Origin of the sequence: Streptomyces sp. SID5785 (assembly GCF_009870065.1) — a bacterium.
GTDB lineage: Bacteria > Actinomycetota > Actinomycetes > Streptomycetales > Streptomycetaceae > Streptomyces.
Genome location: NZ_WWIA01001095.1, coordinates 1 through 18,658, shown reverse-complemented (window position 1 = coordinate 18,658; position 18,658 = coordinate 1). Strand labels below are relative to the sequence as shown.

At 69.2% G+C, this 18,658-nt stretch carries 21 protein-coding genes and 1 pseudogene; 7 read left to right on the top strand and 15 right to left on the bottom strand.

Translation table 11 applies throughout. The annotated features are described in order from the left end of the window. On the top strand, positions 1-976 hold a 976-nt coding region (gene arsB, locus GTW43_RS35650), incomplete at its 5' end, for an ACR3 family arsenite efflux transporter (RefSeq protein ID WP_161306115.1). A 199-nt stretch (positions 977-1,175) separates the two neighbouring features. Next, a complete protein-coding gene (locus tag GTW43_RS35640; protein WP_161306117.1) occupies positions 1,176-2,234 on the top strand; it encodes an ArsO family NAD(P)H-dependent flavin-containing monooxygenase in 1,059 nt (352 codons plus the stop codon). Positions 2,235-2,251: 17 nt separating this feature from the next. On the opposite strand, the gene GTW43_RS38730 is transcribed toward GTW43_RS35640, so the two are convergent. Together GTW43_RS38730 and GTW43_RS35630 are read right to left on the bottom strand one after the other, a co-directional pair. Continuing rightward, positions 2,252-2,992, bottom strand: a complete 741-nt coding sequence (locus tag GTW43_RS38730) for a TIGR02391 family protein (RefSeq protein WP_202502357.1) — start codon at positions 2,990-2,992, stop codon at positions 2,252-2,254. 58 nt (positions 2,993-3,050) lie between these two features. Beyond that, positions 3,051-4,091, bottom strand: coding sequence for an NAD(P)/FAD-dependent oxidoreductase (locus GTW43_RS35630; protein WP_161306113.1), 1,041 nt, complete (start codon positions 4,089-4,091; stop codon positions 3,051-3,053). A gap of 111 nt (positions 4,092-4,202) precedes the next feature. Between GTW43_RS35630 and GTW43_RS35625 the strand changes: the two genes are divergently transcribed. Then, positions 4,203-4,499 carry a metalloregulator ArsR/SmtB family transcription factor gene (locus GTW43_RS35625; RefSeq protein WP_161306112.1) on the top strand — a complete coding sequence of 99 codons (297 nt, stop codon included), beginning with the start codon at positions 4,203-4,205 and terminating at the stop codon, positions 4,497-4,499. An 18-nt stretch (positions 4,500-4,517) separates the two neighbouring features. On the opposite strand, the gene GTW43_RS35620 is transcribed toward GTW43_RS35625, so the two are convergent. Further along, positions 4,518-4,898 carry a metalloregulator ArsR/SmtB family transcription factor gene (locus tag GTW43_RS35620; protein ID WP_161306111.1) on the bottom strand — a complete coding sequence of 127 codons (381 nt, stop codon included), beginning with the start codon at positions 4,896-4,898 and terminating at the stop codon, positions 4,518-4,520. Between the two features lie 84 nt (positions 4,899-4,982). On the opposite strand from GTW43_RS35620, the gene GTW43_RS35615 reads away from it, so the two are divergent. From GTW43_RS35615 to GTW43_RS35605, 3 genes are read left to right on the top strand one after another with little or no spacing between them, the layout of a single operon-like run. After that, positions 4,983-6,374 carry an NAD(P)-binding domain-containing protein gene (locus GTW43_RS35615; RefSeq protein ID WP_161306110.1) on the top strand — a complete coding sequence of 464 codons (1,392 nt, stop codon included), beginning with the start codon at positions 4,983-4,985 and terminating at the stop codon, positions 6,372-6,374. 43 nt (positions 6,375-6,417) lie between these two features. Beyond that, positions 6,418-6,870, top strand: a complete 453-nt coding sequence (locus tag GTW43_RS35610) for an ArsI/CadI family heavy metal resistance metalloenzyme (protein ID WP_161306109.1) — start codon at positions 6,418-6,420, stop codon at positions 6,868-6,870. A gap of 8 nt (positions 6,871-6,878) precedes the next feature. After that, complete coding sequence (locus GTW43_RS35605) at positions 6,879-8,171, top strand: MFS transporter (protein WP_161306108.1); 1,293 nt, start codon at positions 6,879-6,881, stop codon at positions 8,169-8,171. Here GTW43_RS35605 and GTW43_RS38405 read toward each other — a convergent pair. The 9 genes from GTW43_RS38405 to GTW43_RS35565 form a co-directional block, all read right to left on the bottom strand. Then, positions 8,149-8,388, bottom strand: a complete 240-nt coding sequence (locus tag GTW43_RS38405; RefSeq protein WP_237536987.1) for a hypothetical protein — start codon at positions 8,386-8,388, stop codon at positions 8,149-8,151. The genes GTW43_RS35605 and GTW43_RS38405 overlap by 23 nt on opposite strands. After that, positions 8,385-8,549, bottom strand: coding sequence for a hypothetical protein (locus tag GTW43_RS38400; protein WP_237536986.1), 165 nt, complete (start codon positions 8,547-8,549; stop codon positions 8,385-8,387). The genes GTW43_RS38405 and GTW43_RS38400 overlap by 4 nt, the downstream gene beginning before the upstream one ends. Positions 8,550-8,628: 79 nt before the next feature. Further along, on the bottom strand, positions 8,629-10,368 hold the full coding sequence (locus tag GTW43_RS35595; protein WP_161306107.1) for a relaxase/mobilization nuclease domain-containing protein: 1,740 nt from the start codon (positions 10,366-10,368) through the stop codon (positions 8,629-8,631). Positions 10,369-10,371: 3 nt separating this feature from the next. Next, on the bottom strand, positions 10,372-10,758 hold the full coding sequence (gene mobC, locus GTW43_RS38395; protein WP_343246218.1) for a plasmid mobilization relaxosome protein MobC: 387 nt from the start codon (positions 10,756-10,758) through the stop codon (positions 10,372-10,374). Positions 10,759-10,997: 239 nt separating this feature from the next. Further along, positions 10,998-11,222 carry a hypothetical protein gene (locus GTW43_RS35585; RefSeq protein WP_161306105.1) on the bottom strand — a complete coding sequence of 75 codons (225 nt, stop codon included), beginning with the start codon at positions 11,220-11,222 and terminating at the stop codon, positions 10,998-11,000. A 93-nt stretch (positions 11,223-11,315) separates the two neighbouring features. Then, positions 11,316-12,308, bottom strand: coding sequence for a DUF2637 domain-containing protein (locus GTW43_RS35580; RefSeq protein ID WP_161306104.1), 993 nt, complete (start codon positions 12,306-12,308; stop codon positions 11,316-11,318). Beyond that, the gene (locus GTW43_RS35575; protein WP_161306103.1) at positions 12,305-12,889 is read right to left on the bottom strand and encodes a WhiB family transcriptional regulator; all 585 of its coding nucleotides are present in this window, start codon (positions 12,887-12,889) and stop codon (positions 12,305-12,307) included. Before GTW43_RS35575 ends, GTW43_RS35580 begins: the two co-directional genes overlap by 4 nt. A 98-nt stretch (positions 12,890-12,987) precedes the next feature. After that, complete coding sequence (locus GTW43_RS35570) at positions 12,988-13,698, bottom strand: ATP-binding protein (RefSeq protein ID WP_161306102.1); 711 nt, start codon at positions 13,696-13,698, stop codon at positions 12,988-12,990. Further along, positions 13,698-14,636 carry a hypothetical protein gene (locus GTW43_RS35565; protein WP_161306101.1) on the bottom strand — a complete coding sequence of 313 codons (939 nt, stop codon included), beginning with the start codon at positions 14,634-14,636 and terminating at the stop codon, positions 13,698-13,700. Before GTW43_RS35565 ends, GTW43_RS35570 begins: the two co-directional genes overlap by 1 nt. Positions 14,637-16,098: 1,462 nt before the next feature. Between GTW43_RS35565 and GTW43_RS35560 the strand changes: the two genes are divergently transcribed. After that, the gene (locus GTW43_RS35560; RefSeq protein ID WP_161306100.1) at positions 16,099-16,947 is read left to right on the top strand and encodes a helix-turn-helix transcriptional regulator; all 849 of its coding nucleotides are present in this window, start codon (positions 16,099-16,101) and stop codon (positions 16,945-16,947) included. 7 nt (positions 16,948-16,954) lie between these two features. Here GTW43_RS35560 and GTW43_RS38390 read toward each other — a convergent pair. From GTW43_RS38390 to GTW43_RS38385, 3 genes and pseudogenes are all read right to left on the bottom strand, one after another. Continuing rightward, positions 16,955-17,059 (bottom strand): annotated as a pseudogene (locus GTW43_RS38390) (adenosylhomocysteinase); the annotation flags it as partial. A gap of 310 nt (positions 17,060-17,369) precedes the next feature. Continuing rightward, entirely contained in the window at positions 17,370-17,879 is a 510-nt protein-coding gene (locus GTW43_RS35550; RefSeq protein ID WP_161306099.1) for a topology modulation protein, read from the bottom strand. Between the two features lie 542 nt (positions 17,880-18,421). Beyond that, a partial coding sequence (locus GTW43_RS38385; RefSeq protein ID WP_161306098.1) for a GNAT family N-acetyltransferase occupies positions 18,422-18,658 on the bottom strand: 237 nt, incomplete at its 5' end.

Below are 18,658 nucleotides of genomic sequence, written 5' to 3'. Positions count from 1 at the left end.
CCCCGGCCTGGGCGACGCGCTGGCGAGGGTCGAGATCGGCGGCATCTCACTGCCGATCGCCATCGGCCTGCTCGTGATGATGTACCCGGTCCTCGCGAAGGTCCGCTACGACAAGCTCGACACGGTCACCGGCGACAAGAAGCTCATGGTCTCGTCGCTGGTCATCAACTGGATCGTCGGCCCGGCGGTGATGTTCGCACTGGCGTGGATCTTCCTCCCGGACCTGCCGGAGTACCGCACCGGATTGATCATCGTCGGTCTGGCCCGCTGCATCGCCATGGTCATCATCTGGAACGACCTCGCGTGCGGCGACCGCGAGGCCGCGGCGGTCCTGGTCGCGCTCAACTCCGTCTTCCAGGTGATCGCCTTCAGCCTGCTCGGCTGGTTCTACCTCGACCTGCTGCCGCAGTGGCTCGGCCTCGGCAACGGCCAGGGGCTCGACGTCCCGGTCTGGCACGTCGCCCTGAACGTGATCGTCTTCCTCGGCATCCCGCTGGTCGCCGGCTACCTCACCCGCCGCGTCGGCGAGAAGAAGATGGGCCGGGAGAAGTACGAGTCCAACTTCCTCCCGAAGATCGGCCCGTGGGCCCTGTACGGGCTGCTCTTCACGATCGTCATCCTCTTCGCGCTCCAGGGTGACGCAATCACCTCGCAGCCACTGGACGTCGTCCGGATCGCGCTGCCGCTGCTGGTCTACTTCGCGGTGATGTTCTTCGGCAGCTTCCTGCTGGGCAAGGCCATCGGCCTCTCCTACGAGCGCACCACCACGCTCGCGTTCACGGCGGCGGGCAACAACTTCGAGCTGGCCATCGCCGTCGCCATCGCAACCTTCGGCGTGACGTCCGGGCAGGCACTGGCCGGAGTGGTCGGCCCGCTGATCGAGGTCCCGGTCCTGATCGGACTCGTCTACGTGGCACTGGCCTGGCGCAAGAACTTCGCCCCGGCCCAGCTCACGACAACCGCCAAGGAGAGCTGATGCACTGCCTCGACTGTCATGCGCAAGGAACCGCGGCGACCGCCGTCGGCGTGTGCCACGACTGCGGCGCCGCCGTGTGCGAAGAACATGCGCGGGTGACGGACCGAAGCGTCCGACGCGGTCCCGTGGTCGGGGCTCCCCAAGAGGCAGTCGCCCGTACGGTGCGCTGCCCCAAGTGCGCTACGGCAGCGACGGCCGCATGACCCAGGAGTACGTCGATGTGGTGGTGATCGGCGGCGGCCAGGCCGGGCTCGCCGCCGGTTACCACCTGCGCCGCCAGGGCCTGGACTTCGTCATCCTGGACGCCCAGCCCACGCCCGGCGGCGCCTGGCAGCACACCTGGGACTCGCTCCACCTGTTCTCCCCGGCGGCGTTCTCCTCGCTGCCGGGGCGGCCGATGCCGGTGCAGGTGGGCGAGGTCTATCCGGACGCCCAGCACGTGGTGGAGTACCTCACCGAATACGAGCAGCGGTACGAGCTGCCCCTCGTACGGCCGGTTCGAGTCCACGGCGTGCACCACGACGGCGCCCATCTACGGGTCGAGTCCGACACCGGTACGTGGCGGGCGCGGGCTGTGGTCTCGGCGACAGGGACATGGTGGCGGCCGTTCCTGCCCGCGATCGCCGGACGGACCGACTTCAGCGGCCGTCAGCTGCACACCGTGGACTACCGCAGCCCGGCCGAATTCGCCGGCCAGCGCGTCGTGGTCGTCGGCGGCGGCAACTCCGGCGCCCAGATCGCCGCCGACCTCGCCTACGACACCGAGCTGACCTGGGTCACCCAGCGCCCGGCTCGCTTCCTTGCCGACGACATCGACGGGCGGGCCCTGTTCGACGCGGCCACCGCCCGACGCCGCGCCCTGGACGCGGGCCGCACCGACACCGGCGGCGTCGCCTCCCTCGGCGACATCGTGGCGGTCCCGCCCGTGCGGGCGGCACGGGATGCGGGACTACTCAAGGCGTCCCCCATGTTCGACCGCCTGGAGCGAGGCGGCGTGGTCTGGGCCGACGGGACCCGCGCCGAAGCCGACGCGATCATCTGGTGCACCGGCTTCAGGCCCGCCCTCTCCCATCTCGGTCCGCTCCACCTCCGGGGCCCCCGCGGCCACATCGCCACGGAGGGCACCCGCGCGGTCGACGAGCCGCGCCTGCACCTGCTCGGCTACGGCGACTGGACTGGGCCCGCCTCCGCCACGCTGATTGGCGTAGGACGACCCGCTCGGGACGCCGCCCGGGAGATCGCCGGCCTCCTGCGCTGATCGAGCTCGGCACCCTCTCAAGTCGCGAGAGTGGCGGCATCCACCCAACGGGCCAGCACGCTGAACGCCGCGAGTTGCTCCAGTGCCTCGTTCTCCGGCAGTTCCGGCAGCCCGTCCTCATGGCTATTGGGATTGCGGATACCCGCGAAGCACCCTTCCGCGAAGGCAGCGGCTCCTCGGTGAACACTGCGGAAGGTGTCGCTGCCGTCGTCGGCCCTGAGCCGCAGGCGCGGTTGCCCCGGCCTGGGGTCGTCCTTGGAGAACACGCTCTGGAACAAGGCGGTCTCACCCGCGTCGCGGCGGCCCACCTTGTTCTGCGTCTCCGCGTTCACTTTCTTGGCCGCGGCCGTGACTGCTTCGCGGAAGTGCCCGCTCTGCCACAGGGAGCAAGCGCCGCTCCACACCCAGGGGTGCATGGTCGCGGCGCTGAGCTGAGGAGCGTCATCGCCGAGGCGCGAGCGGACTTCCGCATCCCGCTGCAGGGCTGCGTCAGCGCGCTGCGCGGCCTCGCGGTGCTGGCACCAGCGGTTCACGTTCTCGGCCCGGTCCGTGGGCACTTCGGTACGCCATCGCGGCAGCACGCGTTCGAGGATCTGCTCGACCACGTGCGCGCTGGCGACGATGTCGGACTGCTTGCCGCGATTGCTCAGGCTGCTGGAGAGGATCATCATCCCCGGCGGGTCCGGAGGACGGTACAGCTCGGTCAGTTCAAGGACCTGTGCCAACTCGGCGCGGGCCCAAGGGATATCAATGCTCACGCGTCCATGGTGCCGCGCCCCACTGACAATCCCCGGACGTCGGCGCCTCTGCGGACCGTCATCGGCGCAGGCGCGCCAGCACGTACCCCGCGTCCCGTCCTACCCCACGTAGCGTCTTGGACGAGAAGCTGCGCTGGAACTCGATGCCGACGAACCCGAGTCCCGGCACGCTGGAGGCGACCCCGCCCCGGTGCAACGGCTGCCCGTCGTGGTCCAGGGCGCCGGTGCCTTCGAGGTAGGGGAAGGCGAGTTGGTACCCCGTAGCCAGCAGCACGGCGTCCACCCGTTCCTTCGTGCCGTCGTCCCAGACCACGCCGTCGGCCTCGTACCGCGCGAACATCGAGCGCTGGTCCACACCGTGCCGGTCCAGAGCGGCTCGATAGCGGCCGTCATCGAGCACGGAAACGGGCAGCTTCTCCAGCCACCTCCGGATGGGCGCGACGTCGAGGCGCGTGTACTTGAGCCACCAGTGCAGGTCCCGGCCGAGGATGGTCTGCGGCATCCAGCCCAGTGGGCGCCGGGTGGCCAGGGATACCTCGGCGACGGCTCCGAGTTCAGCGGCGATCTGCACTGCGGAGTTGCCGCCGCCGACCACGACGACCCGCTGCCCGTCGAACGGCTCGGGCCCCCGGTACTCGGCGGCGTGCAGCACGCGGCCGGTGAACGCGTCCTGGCCGGGCAGCACAGGCATGTTGGGGGTGGAGTAGTTCCCGGTCGCGGCGATCACAGCAGGCGCCGACCAGGACGTGCCGTCCTCGGCGGTGACGATCCACGCTCCGCCTTCGCGGCGCACGGAGGTGACGCGAGTGCGGGTGCGCACGTCGGCGTCGAGTCGGGTGGCGTATTGGCGCAGGTAGTCGACGACCTCGTCGCGGGTGGGGTACCGGTCGGGATTCCCGGGGAAGGTCAGGCCGGGCAGCATCGAGTACCGGGCGGGAGAGAAGAGCGTGAGGCTGTCGTAGTAGTCCGGCCAGGAGCCGGCCGGCTCGGCAGCCGCCTCCAGGAGCAGGGGGCGGCCGAAGCCGTACCGGCGGGCCAGAGCGGCGGTGGCCAGGCCCGCCTGGCCTGCTCCGATGATGATCAGGTCGGTGTGCTCCATGAGAGAGTGACCTTTCCTAAGTCGTGTCGTCGATTCGGGAAATAACGAAATGAAGGGCGTGGGTGATCGCGAGTGGCCGAGGGAAACGACGGGCAGGAGGCGGCCCAGGCGATGGACGCCGCGACCGCGGACTTCCTCAAGGCGCTGGCGAGTGAGACCCGTCAGCGCGTGATGCTGCAGTTCGCCGGGAACGTCGAATTCACCGTCGGAGAGATCGCGGAACGCTGCGGCCTCAAGCCGTCGACCACCTCGGAGCACCTGAGCCTGCTGCGGCGCGGCGGCCTGGTCACCTCCCGGCGCGAAGGCAAACAGGTCTACTACCGCGCCGACGGCACCACCACGAGCCTGCGCCTCGCCGACCTTCAGTCGTACTTGGCGCGCTGCTGCCCGCCCGACTGTGGCACCTGAACCGCCCTTCGCAGGGAGCTAGCTGCGCAGATCGAGCATGGCCGACATCGCCGCCACCACCGAAGGCGCGACGCTGTAGTAGACCCACGTGCCACGCCGCTCGGAGGTGAGCAGTCCCGCGTCCTTGAGCTTCTTCAGGTGGTGGGAGACGGTCGGCTGCGAGACGCCGACGTCGGAGATGTCGCACACGCACGCCTCGCCGCCCGCGTGCGAGGCCACCTTGGAGAACAGGCGCAGCCGCACCGGGTCCGACAGTGCCTTGAACATCGCGGCCATCTTCTCGGCGTCGGCCACCGACAGCTCGCCCGCCGTGATCGGCGGGCAGCACGGCACCACTGACTCCGCCGCCTGGGCGTCCGGCTCCACGACCGTCAGCTCCACCATCTGAGAATTCGACATGCGTCTATGTTGACACTCGTCGATGCACGAGGCAAGCTCCTCTGTATCGACAGCAATCGAAACAAGCTCCGGAGGGTCGCCGCAATGACCGCACCTGCCACCAGCCGCACCGAGGACCTCCCCGTCGTCGTCATCGGAGCGGGCCCCATCGGTCTGGCCGCCGCCGCGCACCTCGTCGAGCAAGGGCTCGAGCCCCTCGTCCTGGAGGTCGGGCCTGTGGCCGCTGCCGCCGTGCGCGAGTGGGCGCACGTTCGCCTCTTCTCCACCTGGGGCGAGGTCGTCGACCCGGCTGCCGAGAAGCTGCTCGCCCCCACCGGCTGGACCCGCCCCGACCCGGACACCTACCCCTCCGGTGGCGACTGGGCAGACGCATACCTGCAGCCGCTCGCCGACGCCCTCGGCAACAAGGTCCGTACCGGCGCCTCCGTCACCGGCGTCTCCCGCTCCGGCCGCGACCGCATCGTCGACGCCGACCGCGAGACCCAGCCCTTCGTCGTCCACGTCACCCACGCCGACGGCCACGAGGAGCGGATCTTCGCCCGCGCCATCATCGACGCCTCGGGCACCTGGGCCACCCCGTCCCCGGCGGGCGGCAGCGGTCTTCCCGCGCTCGGCGAGCGCGCCGCCTCGGACCGCATCACGTACCGCGTGCCCGACCTCAAGGACCCTGCCGTACGCGCCCGTTACGCGGGCAAGCGCACCGCGGTCATCGGCTCCGGCGCCTCCGCCTTCACCGCCCTCGCCTCCCTGGCCGACCTCGCCAAGTCCGACGACGGCACTGACACCAAGGGCGTGTGGATCCTGCGGCGCGGCATCTCCGGCTCCACCTTCGGCGGCGGCGAAGCCGACCAGCTCCCCGCCCGCGGCGCCCTCGGCCTGGCCGCGAAGACCGCCGTCGACGAGGGCCACGCCGACGCGGTCACCGGCTTCCGCACCGACGCCATCGAGCGGGACGCGGATGGCCGCCTGGTCCTGGTCGCCGAGGACGGACGCCGTCTCGACCCGGTCGACGAGGTCATCGTGCTCACCGGCTTCCGCCCCGACCTGTCCTTCCTCGACGAACTCCGCCTCGGCCTCGACGAGCGTCTGCAGGCCCCGGTCGAGCTGGCCCCGCTGATCGACCCCAACCAGCACTCCTGCGGCACCGTCTACCCGCACGGCCACCGCGAACTGTCCCACCCCGAACAGGGCATCTACCTGGTCGGCATGAAGTCCTACGGCCGCGCCCCCACCTTCCTCGCCATGACCGGCTACGAGCAGGTCCGCTCGGTCGTCGCCGCCCTTGCCGGGGACAAGGAGTCCGCCGACCGCGTCGAGCTCACCCTCCCCGAGACCGGTGTCTGCGGCGGCGCCGGCCTCTTTGACACCCCCGACGCCCAGGAGGGCGATGGCGGCTGCTGCGCCCCGGCCCCCGCCCTGATCCAGCTCGGCGCCCCCGGAACCTCCCAGACCCCCGCCTCCGGCGGCTGCTGCTGACGCGCACCACGCCCACGCCATCCATCACGACAGGAGGACCACCATGTCCCGTGTGCAACTGGCTCTGCGCGTGCCCGACCTCGAAGCCTCGATCGCCTTCTACAGCAAGCTCTTCAACACCGAACCGGCCAAGCTCCGCGAGGGCTACGCCAACTTCGCCATCGCCGAACCCCCGCTCAAGCTCGTCCTCGTCCAGGGCGAGGCCGGGCAGGACACGCGCATGGACCACCTCGGCGTAGAAGTCGCTTCCTCCGAAGCCGTGCACGCAGCCACCACCCGCCTCGCCGACCAGGGACTCGACACGGCGGTGGAGAACGACACCACCTGCTGCTACGCCCTCCAGGACAAGGTCTGGGTCCACGGTCCCGGCCAGGAACCCTGGGAGGTCTACGTCGTCAAGGCCGACGCCGACACCCTCGCCAAGCAGCCCCAGAGCACCTGCTGTGGCGGACCGAGTGACGCAACGGAGGTCAAGCTCAGCAGCGGCTGCTGCTGACCCTCACGATGACGAACCTTCACGCTGGCGGGGCCGCCGAACCGGATCACCGGTCGTCGCGGCCCCGCGCCGTCCTGCCCGCCCTGTGCGCCACCCAGATCACCAGCTGGGGCATCGTCTACTACGCCTTCCCGGTACTGAACTCCCGCATCACGGCCGACACCGGCTGGTCGACGTCCGCCACCACCGGCGCCTTCTCCATGGCCCTGCTCGTCTCCGCCGTCACCGGCATACCCATCGGCCGCGCCCTCGACCGACGCGGCCCACACAAGGTCATGACGTTCGGCTCAGCCCTCGCGGTGGTCTCGGTCGTCGCGATCGCCGCCGCACCCAACCTGGCTGTCTTCTACGCCGCTTGGTTCCTGGCCGGCATCGCCATGGCCGCCACCTTCTACCAGCCCGCCTTCGCCGCAGTGACCCGCTGGTGGGGCCCGCAACGCGTCCGCGCCCTGACCGTCATCACCCTGGCCGGCGGCCTGGCATCCACCGTCTTCGCGCCCATCACCGCAGCCCTCGCCGACCACTTCACGTGGCGCACCACGTACGCGGTCCTGGCCGTACTCCTCGCCCTGATCACCATTCCCGCCCACGCCCTCGCCCTGCGCGCCCCATGGCCACCGGCTCCCGAACCCTCTGTCCATTCGGGGGCCGAGAACAGCAGCGACACGGTCGCCCGGACACGCCCCTTCCTCCTCCTTGCGGCAGCCTTCACTCTCTCCGGCTTCGCGGTCTACGCGGTCGTCATCGGCCTCGTACCGCTCCTGACCGAACGCGGTGCGAGCGCGACAACCGCCGCGTGGGCACTGGGCCTTGGCGGCGCGGGCCAGACGTTGGGCCGCAGCCTGTACGCGAGCCTCGCCCGACGCACCACGCCGGCCACCCGCACAGTGCTCCTGATCACCGCCGGCGGGGCCACTACCCTCGCGCTGGGCCTGGTCCCCGGCCCCATTCCGCTCCTCGTCGTGCTGGCCGTCGCCGCCGGCATGGTCCGCGGCAACCTCACCCTCCTCCAGGCCACCGCCGTCACCGACCGCTGGGGCGCCACCCACTACGGCACGCTCTCTGGCTTGTTGTCCGCACCCGCGACCGTCGCGGCCGCGATCGCCCCCTGGGCCGGAGCCAGTCTGGCCGAGACCTTGGGTGGCTACCCGGCCCTGTTCGCGGGGCTCTCCCTGGCCTCCCTCGCCGCTGCGCTCCTCGCATGGGGGTCCAGCGTCGCGGTGCCCTCCAAAGAACCGAGCAGCCAGGCCAAGGCGAAAGCCTCCGAATACGGTGCACCTACGAGGGACGTGGGTCGGTGAAGTAGGTGCCGGCGAGGGCGCCGTCGTAGCCCATGGCCTGGGCAGCAGCCTCCAGGCTCGGGTGGTCGCGGCCTCCAGCGTCGATCATGGCTTCGTAGTCCGCGCGGCTCAGTTCGGGCTCGACCCATTCGTGGGCGCAGCGGCAGCGGATGCGGATCGTGCTGCGGTCGCAGATGACCATCCAGTCGCGGCGCGCGCCGCAGTTGGAGCACATCACGGGATGCCCGTGATGCGGATCTCTTCGGGGTGGGTGGTGGCGCGCAGGCGGATGACGCCGTCGCCGAGCTGCGTCTCCTGCTGCAGGCGCCGCAATGGGTCGTCATGCCCGGTGCTGGCCGTCGGAAGGGTTCTGGGGGCCCGAACGTCTTCGCTGAGCATGGGGCTTCATCCTCCTCGTCCTCTTGTTGACCAGCCGTAACAGGTACCGCCTGGAGGTGTCCACCCCTTTGCGGTCCCGTCAAGAGCGATGCCCGGGCCGACGCGGGTTGTTTGGTTCGGGCTGCACCGTGGGCGTCCACGTCAGATCCTGAGGAGAACGCGGTCGTGCTCGTGGTGTCCGACGTGTCGTCGCCGTGCGGCTCGGCCCTGGAGCGGCGGGCAGGTCGGCGATGCGGCGCAGACGCCACACGAGTACGTCGGAGACGTTGTCCGCCGTCTCCAACTCCCGCCACTCGATGGCCCGCTGGAGCAGTCGTTCGGGGGCGTGTCCGGCTTGTTCGGCCTGAGCGAGCGTGGCGGTGAGCGCGTCCCAGCCAGGTTCCTGCTGAAGGCGCCGGGCCCGTTCGGGCAGGGCGCCTTCGACGGTGTGGGCATAGCGGTCTCGCTGGGTCTCAGGGAGTTGCCGGCCCTGTTCCCGTATCATGGCCATGGGAGTGGTCGAGGTGGTGCGGTAGGCGATGCGCAGGTGCTCTGCGGCCTGCCGAGCAGCGGCTGCCTGCTGGGCGTGTCCGCGGGCGGAGTGCCAGCGGATGGCCGCGATCGTGGCGAGGGTCAGCGTGGACAGGAGCATCGCGGTGGTGCCGCCGTCTTCGCCTTTACCCAGGGCGTTACCGGCGCGGACGATGCCGCGTGCGGCGGAACGCAGAGCACGGTGGTCGGCGTGTTCGGCGCGTACGTGGGAGCGGGTGGCACGTTCGAAAGCACGGGCAGCTTCGCTGAGTTCCCTGCGGCTGGCGGCGGGCGCGGTCTGGGCGACAGCGTCTAGGAGTTCTCCGATACCGACGAGCTGGGCCGCGCCGACCGCGTCGTCGCCGACGGAAAGTTGGGTGACCGACTGCTCGGCGGCATGCGTGGCAGTTCGGCGAGCGCGGGCCGGGCGCTCGACGGGGCGTACCGCAGACAGCGCTTCGTCTTCCGTCGGCCCGTCCTGGAGGCGACGGCGGATCTGCGGGAGGGAGAGATCGGGAGCGAGGCGGGAGCCCGGAAACCAGATGGGCTGGCCGTCGCGGTTGCGGTCGCCAGGGAGGGCAACCTTGTATCCGAGGGCGTCGCCGGAGGGGGCGCGGCGTACGTCTAGGCGAAGGCCGGCCTCGGTGAGGCGCCGGAAGAACTCGGCTTCGTCAGTGGCCCCGGCCAGGGCCTGCCGTACGTGTTCGCGCAGAGTCTCGCGGGCCGGTTCGGGGCGGCCGGTGCGTTCGGCCTTGGCGCGCTCGGCGCTGGTGGGGCGTTGGGCGGCGGTGCCGTCTCCTTCGTTGAGTATCTGCAGGCCCCACTCCTTTTCGATCTTGCGGCACTCGGCCTGGGCACGGATGCCGTCCTGGTGGCGGCGAGGGCTCCGGCCGTCTTCGCGTTTGAGGGTGGCGACGATGTGGATGTGGTCGTCGGCGTGGCGCACGGCGATCCAGCGGCACGCCTTGTCGTCGCCGTACTCGGCGATACCGGTGGCGTGGACGATGCGGCGGGCGACTTCGGCCCACTCGGTGTCGCTGAGGTGGCGGTCGCCGGGCGCTGTCCGTACGGGGCAGTGCCACACGTGCCGGGCAGGGCGGCGGTTCTTGGGGAGGGCCAGGACGGGGAGGTCGAGTCGGTCCGTGAGCTGCTTGAGCGTGGCGGCCGGGTTGCGTCCGGGGTCGGGGGCGAGTTCCGGCGTCCAGGCCGCGACGAGGTGCGGGTCGGTGTGCTCGTCGCGGCGTCCGGGGCCGTAGAGATAGGCGAGGAGACCATACGTGCGGCTACCGGTGGAGACGTCCGGGACCACGGTTTACCGCCGGGCCAGTTCGATGGCGGCGGTCTCGATGCGGGCGGCGGCGCGTAGGACGCGAGCGACCGCTTCGTCGGCGTGCTCGGCGTGACCGCCGGAGTTCAGGACGCGGGCGACCTGGTTGAGGTTGTTGCCGGCGCGGGCGAGCTGGGCGCTGGCCGCCATGAGTTCCTCGACCCGACCGCGCTGGTCCAACAGCCAGGTCTTCGTCTTCGGGCCGCCTTGGACCTGGGCGACCGCGACCGCGGCGTCGGCGAGGAACCCGGCGGTCATCAGGCCGACGGAGTCGGCGGCCTGGCGGACGAGGTCGAGTTCGTCACGGGTCAGGCGGACGCTGCGGACTTGGTCGCGCAGCACGCTCTGGCGCAGGCGGGGACGCGTGCGCACTGCGGCGCGCTGGTCGTCTTCTCCCCTCGGCTGCGATCCGCCCTCGGTCGCAGCCTCAGAGTCCGGCGCCCCCTGGTGCCGGGCCTCCCCTGCCGTCCCGGCGGCTGGGGTAAGCCCTTCCGAAACTCCTCCGCAGCCTCGGGCTGCGGAGGAGTTTCGGAAGGTACAGCTTGCTCGGCCTCGTGCCGGGCAGTGGGCTTGCCCCAGGTCAGCGGATGCTTCGGCGATCGGCTCGGGTGTCATCGGGGCAGTCCGGGGGCGGAGCGTCGTACGTCGCGCAGCACGTCGGCGACGAAGTCGAGGGCAAGGACAGGGTGATGGAGGGTGCGGGGCGTGCTCGTGGGGGTGCGCTGCACGGTCCAGGTGCCGTCCGGGCCGGGTTCGGCGTGGTGCAGGTGTCCGTACTCGGTGAGGACTGCGATCCAGGCGTCGGCCTCGGCGTGGGTGGCTGGGGCGGTGCGCATGAAGGGCATCTCCGATTCGGTGAGAGGGCGGCAAGCGGCGGGTGCCCCTGGGGCGTGGGCAGTTCGGGGCACCCGCCGGGTGAGGTCGTCCGGTCAGCCGGTCCGGGCGTCGTCCGGCTGGTCGGCTTCGGTGCGCAGGAGGTCCATCAGTTCGGTCAGCCGGTCGTTGCTCAGGCCGTGTCCGTGGCTACGGATAGCGTCGCCGACGACCTTCCGGGTCAGGCGTCCGGTCTCGGTGACCGCGGGGCGGGCCAGGGTGAGCAGGTCCTCGTCGGTGAGCGCCGTGACCTTCCGGCTGCTGGTGTCTGCGCGACCGCCTCGGACGGTGTCCGAGGTAGTCACCGAGGGCTTGGCCGGGTGCAGCAGGGTGACCGGACGAGGTCTGGTGTTCGGCTGTCCGGCCAGGTCAGCGGCCCGCACATGCTGTTCCGGCTCCGGTTCGGCCGGGGTGTCCTGCGGGTGCGCGGACACCTCGTCCGCGGGCTTCGACACCTCGGCGTCCGCGTCTTGGGCGACCGTCAGGCGGCTAGCGTCCGCCGAGAGGTGTCCGCCCGTGAGCGGGGCCGGTTCGGACACGGTGTCCTGGCGAACGGCGGTGATCCGTGCCGTACGGATATTGCCGTTGCCCGGTGCGGCCGACAGTTCAGTCTCGGTGACCCGGCGGGCAATGAGGATGTACAGGTGGACAGCTCCAGCCAGAGCGAGTGGGGCCAGGGTGGAGAGGACTCCGACCGTGGCGTCGCCGAGGTGGAGGCCGTCGCCTTCGGGTTGCTGCTGGTTGAGGCGGACGGCGTGCAGCGCATTGGCCCAGATGCTGGCGGCGGTCGCGGTGCCGAAAAGCATCCACACGTAGCAGCGGGCGGCAAGCGGTGCAGCGCGGAGGACCAGCAGGGCCCGGACTCCGTAGGCGATGAATCCGTCAATGACGAGGGGAAACACGAAGGTCAGGAATCCGCGTATGTGGATGGCGGTCGCCATCTGCTGCAGAGCGTCGTACGAGAGGGCGCATCCTGCGGTCCCGAGCGCGACGATCGCGGCACGGTCCCACCTCGTGATGGGGGCGGATGCGGAGGCGGCGTCGCTCACGCGGCCGCCCCGAGGTCGTCTTGGCGAGGGGCTGGGGAGGTAGCAGTCCCCCACACACCCGTGTCCGCTCCCCTTTCGGTGTCATCGAGTTGGGCGCCTTCGACAGAACGGTTGCGGATCTCTCGCCGCGTGCGGCGGTACAGCTTGTCCGCGTGCTCCTCTGTGATCTTGAGCAGCCAGGCGAGACGCTCGGGTGTGACGTCGGCCTGGTACGCCGCGCGCACCACGGCTCGGCGTTCGCTCTTGGTGAGGTGGACGTCGCGTCCGGCCAGGGTGGCGTTGACACGCGCGTAGTCGAGACGGTGCTCCAACTTGCTGTGCAGGGGCTCTCGTTCTTCTTCGCTCATGCCGCCACGAATGCCTTCGCGGTCGCCGTTCTCGAGTGCGGCGTCGAGGCAGGTGCGTCGAACGGGGCACTGGGCGCAGAGTGCCTTGGCCGCGTGGATGCGGTCCATCTCGTCGGGCTCTGGGAAGAAGAGGTCGGGGTCGACGTCGCGGTAACGGCTGGTTCGGCAGGCAGCATGCTCGTGCCAGGACTGGTCGCCGAGGAGGCGGGGCGTGCAGGGCTCGTGCGTGGGCATATGGGTGTCTCCGTTCGCCCCGGGGCCGCTCTTGGGCAGGCGAGGCCCCGGGGTTGGTACGTGCGGGAGGCGAATCGGCAGCGTTCGCGGCGGTGGCTTCAGCCGTCGACGGATGCGCGCAGGCGCTCGACGGCCAGGGCTCGTCTGCGGTCGGGGCCGTCGAGGATGACCTTGTCCGTCATCTCGGTGAGGCGGGACGCGACGCGATCTCCGATGTGGGCGCGGAGGTCGGCCATGCCGAGGTTGGTGGTGATGAGGGTGGGGAGCATTTCGTTGTAACGGCGATTGATCAGCCGCATCCCGATCTCCTCGGTCCACTCGCTGTTCTTGGCGGCGCCGAGGTCGTCGACGAAGAGGAGGGGGCAGCGGGCCAGGTCCATGAACTCGCGTTCACCGTCGTGGCCGGGGCGGGGTCGGAGTTCGGCGTACAGGTCGGCGGCGGTGATGGCCTTCCAGCGAAGGCGGACTCCAGCAGTGAGGAGTGATCGGATCGCGCCGTACGCCTGGTGGGTCTTGCCCGTGCCGGTGGTGCCGGCAATCAGCAGGGAGCGTCCCTGCGCGATACCGGGGGCACCGCCGGGACCGGAGCGTCCGACCGCGGCGATGTCCCGCACCCAGGCCGTGACGGCCGGGTGGTCGGCGAGGGCGTTGCGGTAGCGGGCGGGGATGCGAGAGTCCGCCGCCTGGAGAGCTGGGAGCGGCTCAGGGCGCTCGACGGGTACGGCGGTCGGGTCGATTCCCTTGGTGGTGAGGATGTTGGCCAGGCGCCGCGCGAGTCCGCCAACGGGCTGGGCTTCGTAGTCGCGCATCACAGCTCCTCGGCGTAGGCGGCGGCAGGGTCGACGGGGTTGGCCCAAGGTCGGTGGGCGGCGAGGTTAGGGCGGGATTCCGGCCGAGCCAAACCCGAAGGTGCGGCGTTCATGGCTTCGTTCACCAGGCTCGGCAGGGTGCTGGGGTGCAGGCCTTTGGTGCGCTGGCGAGCGAGTCCGACGCGGATGTGGTCGCTGGGGATGCCCTCTGCGAGGAGCTTGGCCGTTTCGCGGCCGAGGTGTCCCAGGACATCGCGCGGCGGCCTGTGAGCGCAGGCGGCGGCGTATTCGGCGATGAGCTGCTGGGCAGAGGCGGTGGCCGGTGCGGGGACGCCTGCGTCCCCCGAAGGGGAAGTAGTTCCTAGATCCAGGTTCCTAGGTCCTAGATCCGGGGCGTGCGTACTCATCGCCGGTTCAGTGAGCCCTGCGTCCGTACTCACTGAAGGCTCACTTAGCCGCGCCTGACCTGCAGTTTCACGGTTCACCGAGGGCCGCTGAGCCGTGCTGGAGTTCTCCGCCGGTCCTCCGTGATGCGACGTTGAGGGCTCACGGAGGACTCCTTGCGCCTCTGGCTTCGCACCTCCACGCGTCTCACTGTGCTGAGGACAGCGGGGGTGGCGGATGCCGCTGGGACGGTTGATCCGCTGGTGAAGGCTCCAGGTGAGGACGTGCAAGTAGCGCTTGCCGTCATCGCCCTGGTAGCGACAGATCAGGTCTTCGCCGGCCAGCTGCGCCAGGTCGTCCTCAACGCCGAGTGGGCCGTGCTCGGGGCGCAGCGACCAGATGAGTCCAGCGATGACGGCGGGCTGGTCTCGGAAGCATCCGTGGTCATCTGCCTGCGTGAGGAGGCCGAAGAAGGTTCGCTCGGCGGTCAGCGAGACCGCGGCCAGCGATTCGGAGGCGAAGGCTTCGGGCTTGATCGTGCGGATCCGAGCCATGGTCAGCGCCCTCCCTCGGTCACGACGTGCACTCCCTGTGCTGATCGAAGGATTCCTGTGGCAAGGTCGAGGTCGTTCGCCCTGCTCCAGTTGGCCGCGGGGTGGGCCCTGATGACCCAGCGTGCTGCGGTCCGCCCTAGGACGGGGCTGATCGCCATGGGGCCGCCGAAGCGGTCGTAGACGCGGGAGTAAGGGCTCGGCCATGTACGGCCCGGCTCGTGCTGCGATACGCGGATGGTGCGTGCGCCGGGAATCATGTCCGCGAGAAGAGTTGCCAGGCGTATTTCGCGGGTGCCTGCGATGCGGGTGACGGGTTCAGCGGGCTGGGCAGGGAGCGCCCTTCCGCCCAGGGACTCAGGCATGCGAGAATTCCTCACTCGTAGGTGGAGTGGGGCGGCCGTTCTCGTCGAAAAGGTCAGCCGACCCGCTCCGGTTATGGATCCGCTCCTCTTGGGGGCGACTCCGGCGCCTGGAAGTTGCTAGCTTCTGGGCGCCGGTTTCATTTCGCCTCGGATGCGGCAAGTTGATGCAGTCGATCGCTTGACGTCCCCCTCAGGCTGCGCTCTACGCCTCGACTTGATCGCCGAGGGAGCAGGAACATACGTCCGTAGGCGCCAACACTCCAGCGGATAGCCAGTGTTAGATCCCGGCGACGCCAAATCGACATGCAGCGCAGCAGCTAACTGAGGCAGTCGGCACCGTCAGTCAGGGCGATGCTGGCGAGTAGGAGCATGGAAGGTTCGGCAGTTCCCTGATCAGAGGGTCCACCTGCGGAACGCCGACGGGTACGCCAGGCAATCCTCGCGTGAGGGGGAAGGAAGGCTGATTCCCTCAGCATCGCCACGACGGCGGGGCCGAGAGCACAGATCGCCTGCATGTCGCTTCTCCCTTCCAACAGCGAGCCCTGGATTTGCTGCTCGTTTGCTGTTGTGGGGAATTAAAACTGCCACTTCCACCCTCGTCAACGAAAAGCAACAGGGCAGAACAGCCGCACAGCTCAGACCTCTGGCAATACGACTGAACAAGATCCATAAAGGTCACGCCTTACCAACTGGCTTAACGTCAGGGCGCGTTGGCGAGCCAGAGCGACACCTTCAAGATCTTCACGCGAACCACCCCGCCTCGCCACACGGCGCCAAGGCGGACCGCATTCGCACAAAATACGGACCGGCAATCTTTTGCAGCCCGCACAACCGGAATGAAATTGCCGCCCGTTTTACCCCAGTGGCGACATTTTGCAGACGGTTACAGCCAGGAACTCAGTCACACGTTCAACGGTTGACCGTTGCATCAAATCGGGACCTTGGACCTCTCCGCAGCAGCCATGAGACCACTAGATGACGTATTTCCGTTCACATAGCATCTAGTACGGAATGTGCAGAACCGAGCACTGACGTCTCCCCCGAGACCGGTCAGGCTCACGTCCGGTCGGGGCCGGGCTCCCTGCTGACACGGAGGACCCATGCTCAACGGCACACCTGTGCCCTCTACCGCTCACTCCGCTCCCCCGCCGGGCGAGCTGATGGGTCTCGCCGGACTCTTGCGCGCCTGGCGTGAGGCTGCTGGGCGAAAGAAGGGTCTCCAGCGTCAGCTCACCCAGGACGAGGTCGCCGACGCGATCCAGCGCAGCGTTCGCTGGTACCGAAGTCTGGAGAGCGGAGCTACACCTCGGTTAGAGCGACAGACTCTCGACGCACTCTCGGAAGTCCTCGCTCTGGAACGCGATGAGCGGCAGGCGCTGCATCTCTACGCCTTGGGCGGATCCTTGCCGGCGGCGTCTCCCCCACACGTTGACAGTCCAGCGCTCCGCGATCTTCTGCTCTTGGTCGACCAGGTGATGCCCAGCCCCGCATACCTCTGCGACGCCAACTGGAACATCGTCGGCTACAACGCAGCGATGACCGAGTGGTGGCCATGGGTCAGCGCACCGCAGGCGAACCTGATGCGCTGGGCATTGCTCTCAGCCGAGTCTCGTCAGCAATACGTCGACTGGCCACGGCACGCAGCCGAGTACTTGGCACTCCTCCGCTTCGCAGCTTTCGAGCGCCCCCACGATCACCAACTGGCGGAGCTGCTCAACGAGATTCGCAACGATCCGGACTGCCGACGTATCTGGGAGTCCGGGAACGAGGTCGCTGAGTCACGCGACAGCCACCACTACTGGTTGTCACTGCCAAGGAACGGCTTCGACACCATTGAGGTCGTCAGTCATGTGCTGCATCCAGGCAGCCTGCCCGGTTGCCGCCTGGTCGTAGTTACGTGGCTCCAAGACATCGAAACTCCGCAAAGCGATCCCGAAGCTCGATCCTGAGCACTTGCAGTATCTCGGCCTGGACTAGGTAGATGTAGGTGCCTACGGCGGCGCCGTGCACGAAGTCGACGGCACCCCCGTCGGCGAGAACGTAGAAGTAATGGCCGGTGACCAGGGAGGGGGCGGCGTCCAGGCCGACGACGCGCTGGGGCGGAGCTGTCAGCGATGCCGAGGCTGCTCGTGCCGCGACCGCAACCGATGTCGAGCACCCGGCCGAGCCGGTCCGGCTGCCGGTGATGGATCTGCACCAGGCTGACGATCGTCTCGGGAACGGGGAGGCCGGCGGTCTTAGCGCGCGTCAGGTCGCTGGTCCGGTCGGTCGGCCACGAGATATGTCCGTACAGCTCCCGCTGCCGGACGGGGCCAAGGAACGGGTTGGGCTCATCCATGCCGCACCCCCTGACCGGGGGCGCGCGGGCCGGTCAGGACTGCTCGGCGGCCACCTTCCGCAGCCAGCGTCGCGTCTGGCGCCGATTGGCCAGCAGCACCACGTCGGCGCCGGAGCCGAACTCCTCGATCTTCGCCATCACACGGGGCCGCATCTTGCGCCGGTACGTGCCGACGTACTTGATCACGCCCCAGTGGATGCGGTTGTGCACCCCGTTGCCCTTGTGCCCGGCCCCGTGCCGGATCTGCCTGAAGAAGATCCCGTACAGGGCCGCCACGGTCGACACGTCCATCAGGATCACCGTGTCGCAGGCTTCGAGCCGTACCTGCAGCGTCGAGTTGTAGTTGCCATCGATCACCCACCGCGGCTGCGCGACCAGCTCGCGCTGCACGTCGGTGAACTTGTCCATGGGCAACGCGTTCCACTCGTCGTCGTAGAACGCGGCATCCAGGTGCGTCACCGGGGCGTCGAGGATCGTGCCCAGCTCGCGGGCCACGTGGGATTTGCCGCTGCCTCCGCAGCCGACGATGGCGACCTTCTTCATGCTGCTCCAGCGTAGAGATGTTCGGATGTCCGGCGAACCCATCCTCTGGTACATGCCCGGAGGATCCGCGCGCGGTGGTCGATCGAGAGGTCTGCATCAGGCAGCTCCCCCGCTCGGTCGCGCCGACCTGTACGAGGCAGTGCAGGACGGACCCCAGGGTGTGACCTGCTTGCTCAGGCCGAACAGGCGCAGGCGGTCAACACACGCGGAGATCGGGGCGGCGTGCTGCTCGGTGCCGGCGACCTCGCGCCGGTAGGACGGCACCGGAAACCTGAAGGTCTGCTCCGTCTCCGTCACCACCACAGGCACGACTGTCAGGTCGGTGACTTCCGGTCGTCGGGTCGGGCGAGACCGGAGCAGCACCGCAGCCGACCCCACAAGTTCGGCAGCCGCTCACTCTTCAGCAGCGTACGAGAACTCGGTTGCCGGCCCATCCCGCGTTTTTCAAGGCATCGGCACGCCCGCTGGGACGGGCCAGCGTTTACCTCCCATCCACGTCAGCCTCACCTTGACCACCGCGAAGAGACAGACGTCGGAGCCTGTCAGCGGGTTGGACGAACCATCACCGTCAGCCGAGGGGACGTCGGTGATGGCTGACTGTGCCCGATGTCCTTGTAGCCCCACGATTGATAGAGCGCGTGGACCTTACCGTCTCCTACCGCCGGGTTGACCATGAGAGTCACGTACGGTTCGTCGCGGCCCGCAAGAAGCCGGTCGTGGATGCGCCTTGCAACGCCCGTGCCTCGCCAGCTGGGACGTACGCCGATCTCCTTCAACGA

What these genes read in the sequence shown, in the direction of transcription:
- GTW43_RS35615 (WP_161306110.1), top strand. Translation starts at nt 4,983, where the DNA reads ATGACCGCACCTGCCACCAGCCGCACCGAGGACCTCCCCGTCGTCGTC.
- GTW43_RS35565 (WP_161306101.1), bottom strand. Translation starts at nt 14,636, where the DNA reads ATGGCTCGGATCCGCACGATCAAGCCCGAAGCCTTCGCCTCCGAATCG.
- GTW43_RS35585 (WP_161306105.1), bottom strand. Translation starts at nt 11,222, where the DNA reads ATGCGCACCGCCCCAGCCACCCACGCCGAGGCCGACGCCTGGATCGCA.
- GTW43_RS35620 (WP_161306111.1), bottom strand. Translation starts at nt 4,898, where the DNA reads ATGTCGAATTCTCAGATGGTGGAGCTGACGGTCGTGGAGCCGGACGCC.
- GTW43_RS35610 (WP_161306109.1), top strand. Translation starts at nt 6,418, where the DNA reads ATGTCCCGTGTGCAACTGGCTCTGCGCGTGCCCGACCTCGAAGCCTCG.
- GTW43_RS35570 (WP_161306102.1), bottom strand. Translation starts at nt 13,698, where the DNA reads ATGCGCGACTACGAAGCCCAGCCCGTTGGCGGACTCGCGCGGCGCCTG.
- GTW43_RS35550 (WP_161306099.1), bottom strand. Translation starts at nt 17,879, where the DNA reads ATGAAGAAGGTCGCCATCGTCGGCTGCGGAGGCAGCGGCAAATCCCAC.
- GTW43_RS35640 (WP_161306117.1), top strand. Translation starts at nt 1,176, where the DNA reads ATGACCCAGGAGTACGTCGATGTGGTGGTGATCGGCGGCGGCCAGGCC.
- GTW43_RS35560 (WP_161306100.1), top strand. Translation starts at nt 16,099, where the DNA reads ATGCTCAACGGCACACCTGTGCCCTCTACCGCTCACTCCGCTCCCCCG.
- GTW43_RS35575 (WP_161306103.1), bottom strand. Translation starts at nt 12,889, where the DNA reads ATGCCCACGCACGAGCCCTGCACGCCCCGCCTCCTCGGCGACCAGTCC.
- GTW43_RS35605 (WP_161306108.1), top strand. Translation starts at nt 6,879, where the DNA reads ATGACGAACCTTCACGCTGGCGGGGCCGCCGAACCGGATCACCGGTCG.
- GTW43_RS38400 (WP_237536986.1), bottom strand. Translation starts at nt 8,549, where the DNA reads ATGCTCAGCGAAGACGTTCGGGCCCCCAGAACCCTTCCGACGGCCAGC.
- GTW43_RS35625 (WP_161306112.1), top strand. Translation starts at nt 4,203, where the DNA reads ATGGACGCCGCGACCGCGGACTTCCTCAAGGCGCTGGCGAGTGAGACC.
- GTW43_RS35630 (WP_161306113.1), bottom strand. Translation starts at nt 4,091, where the DNA reads ATGGAGCACACCGACCTGATCATCATCGGAGCAGGCCAGGCGGGCCTG.